We start from the raw sequence: 2,612 nt of genomic DNA, 5'->3' as shown, positions 1-2,612 counted from the left end.
CGCCATGCGCCCGAAGCCCGGGGCTTCGCGAAGCGAAGGCCCTTCGAGTCTCGCCTCGGGCACCATACATGCAAAAGAGCGTTCAAGGGGGTCGAGGCCCCCTTTTTCGTGTACGTAATGTGATAACGAGCGGTACGTGTTATTATCGCCAAGGTGTTGTTTCCGCAATGCCCTAAAGAGGAACCCGAGGGTTCCCACCTTTTGGCGCCAATGAGCAGCTGACTGGTCATACAACTTAGATTCCCTTCCTCATATCGAGGATGTCTATGTGTACGACCTGGTTGCAAAAAAGCGCCGGGTTATTTTTTTATGAATGGAGGTAGGGAAAATAGCTAAGTCTGATGACACCCGCATCAACGACGAGATCACTGCATCTTCGTGCCGTTTGATTGGCGTCGATGGCTCTCAGCTCGGCCTGTTCGCCATCCGCGATGCCCAGCGCGTCGCCGACGATCAGGGTCTCGACCTTGTCGAGATCGCTCCCAACGCGGAGCCGCCGGTCTGCAAGGTCATGGACTACGGTAAGTTCAAGTACCAGCAGGCCATGAAGGCCAAGGCTGCTCGTAAGAACCAGTCCAAGGTCGAGGTTAAGGAAATGAAGTTCCGACCCAAGATCGACGTTGGCGACTACGAGACCAAGAAGGGCCACGTTCTGCGTTTCCTCAAGAAGGGCGCACGCGTTAAGATCACCATCATGTTCCGCGGCCGTGAGATGGCTCACCCGGAGCAGGGTCTTAACGTTCTCGAGCGTCTCGCCGAGGATCTTAAGCCTTACGCTACGGTCGAGTCCAAGCCTAAGATGGAAGGCCGTAACATGCTTATGCTGCTCGCCCCAATTAAGGGCGCCTTTGATGAGGATAAAGCGGCAAGTGATACTAAGTAACTAGTGTTCTGTAACCGATTAAGGAGTATTTCATGCCTAAGATGAAGTCCCACAGCGGCACCAAGAAGCGTTTCCGCAAGACTGGTACCGGCAAGCTTATGCGCGCCAAGGCTTTCAAGAGCCACATCCTGAGCAAGAAGTCCACCAAGCGTAAGCGTGGCTTCCGTCAGGAGACCGAGATCGCCGCTGCCGACCGCAAGGTCATCAAGTCGCGTCTCGCCTAAGTTAGCGTTCCCGTTTTTCGTTTAACCGTCTAGGAGTTGATAGAACATGGCACGTATTAAGCGCGCTGTTGCCGCCAAGAAGAAGCGCCGTACCGTTATGCACCGTGCGAAGGGTTACTACGGTGCCGCTTCGCGTACTTACAAGCATGCTAAAGAGCAGGTCCAGCACTCTCTGCAGTATCAGTACCGTGACCGCCGCAATAAGAAGCGCGAGATTCGCTCTCTCTGGATCACCCGTATCAACGCTGCTGCTCGCCTGAACGACATCTCTTACTCTCAGTTCATGCACGGCCTGAAGGTCGCCGGTATCGAGCTCGACCGCAAGGTCCTGGCTCAGATGGCTTACGAGGACATCGAGTCTTTCAACGAGCTGGCTACCATCGCCAAGAAGGCTCTCGAGGCCTAATTGATTCTCTTGAATCGCTAGGGGAGTGTCGCGCTGTGCGCGGCGCTCCCTCTTTTTATCTAAGGCGCTGGTTTATATAGCAAAAGCGCGGGTAGATAGATACTTACAGGTGACCGATCTTTATATATCTCTTAACCGAAGGGTCATCATCTGATACGTGCAGTATTTCTGCACCAGCCTTTCTATTACTTATATAGGAAGCGATATATTGTGTAGGACTTGTGAAGAGTGGAATTGACGTCCCACATCGCTTCGCGGTCTGGCAATATATCTCCTTGCCGCGCGGCCCGGTCGGACCGGATGAGACGCGCAGGCGTGCACCTTGAGAACCGGATACTGCGAGGATGGACACACCAGATGTGTCGCATCCGGGCAGACATCGAACCATTTGAAATGGTCTGACTTGGATTCGTTTTTCGCAAGGCCGCCGAGAGGCGGCCCCGAGAAATTCCTTTTCCTATCAAACAGAACCATATGAATCGAACGGAACCGATCAGCGATGAACTGAGAGGACCGGACGGGCTCGAGGCCCAAACATATTTGGACGGAGAGTTCGATCCTGGCTCAGGATGAACGCTGGCGGCGCGCCTAACACATGCAAGTCGAACGGCACCTATCTTCGGATAGAAGCGAGTGGCGAACGGCTGAGTAACACGTGGAGAACCTGCCCCCTCCCCCGGGATAGCCGCCCGAAAGGACGGGTAATACCGGATACCCCCGGGTGCCGCATGGCGCCCGGGCTAAAGCCCCGACGGGAGGGGATGGCTCCGCGGCCCATCAGGTAGACGGCGGGGTGACGGCCCACCGTGCCGACAACGGGTAGCCGGGTTGAGAGACCGACCGGCCAGATTGGGACTGAGACACGGCCCAGACTCCTACGGGAGGCAGCAGTGGGGAATCTTGCGCAATGGGGGCAACCCTGACGCAGCGACGCCGCGTGCGGGACGGAGGCCTTCGGGTCGTAAACCGCTTTCAGCAGGGAAGAGACGAGACTGTACCTGCAGAAGAAGCCCCGGCTAACTACGTGCCAGCAGCCGCGGTAATACGTAGGGGGCGAGCGTTATCCGGATTCATTGGGCGTAAAGCGCGCGTAGGCGGC

General features: G+C 56.1%; 3 protein-coding genes and 1 rRNA gene. All 4 read left to right on the top strand.

The genetic code is table 11. The features are described 5' to 3' along the window. Positions 1-313 precede the first annotated feature (313 nt). Positions 314-883, top strand: coding sequence for a translation initiation factor IF-3 (gene infC, locus ACTQ1S_RS09190; RefSeq protein WP_006234423.1), 570 nt, complete (start codon positions 314-316; stop codon positions 881-883). Between the two features lie 32 nt (positions 884-915). After that, positions 916-1,107 carry a 50S ribosomal protein L35 gene (gene rpmI / locus ACTQ1S_RS09185; protein ID WP_006234422.1) on the top strand — a complete coding sequence of 64 codons (192 nt, stop codon included), beginning with the start codon at positions 916-918 and terminating at the stop codon, positions 1,105-1,107. 46 nt (positions 1,108-1,153) lie between these two features. After that, a complete protein-coding gene (rplT, locus tag ACTQ1S_RS09180) occupies positions 1,154-1,513 on the top strand; it encodes a 50S ribosomal protein L20 (protein ID WP_006234421.1) in 360 nt (119 codons plus the stop codon). A 541-nt stretch (positions 1,514-2,054) separates the two neighbouring features. Next, a 16S ribosomal RNA gene (locus ACTQ1S_RS09175) occupies positions 2,055-2,612 on the top strand; the annotation flags it as partial.

The organism is Collinsella sp. LCP21S3_D3, from assembly GCF_052118305.1.
Taxonomy (GTDB): domain Bacteria; phylum Actinomycetota; class Coriobacteriia; order Coriobacteriales; family Coriobacteriaceae; genus Collinsella.
The sequence above is the reverse complement of the archived record's forward strand: the minus strand, read 5'-3'. Positions and strand labels throughout refer to the sequence as shown.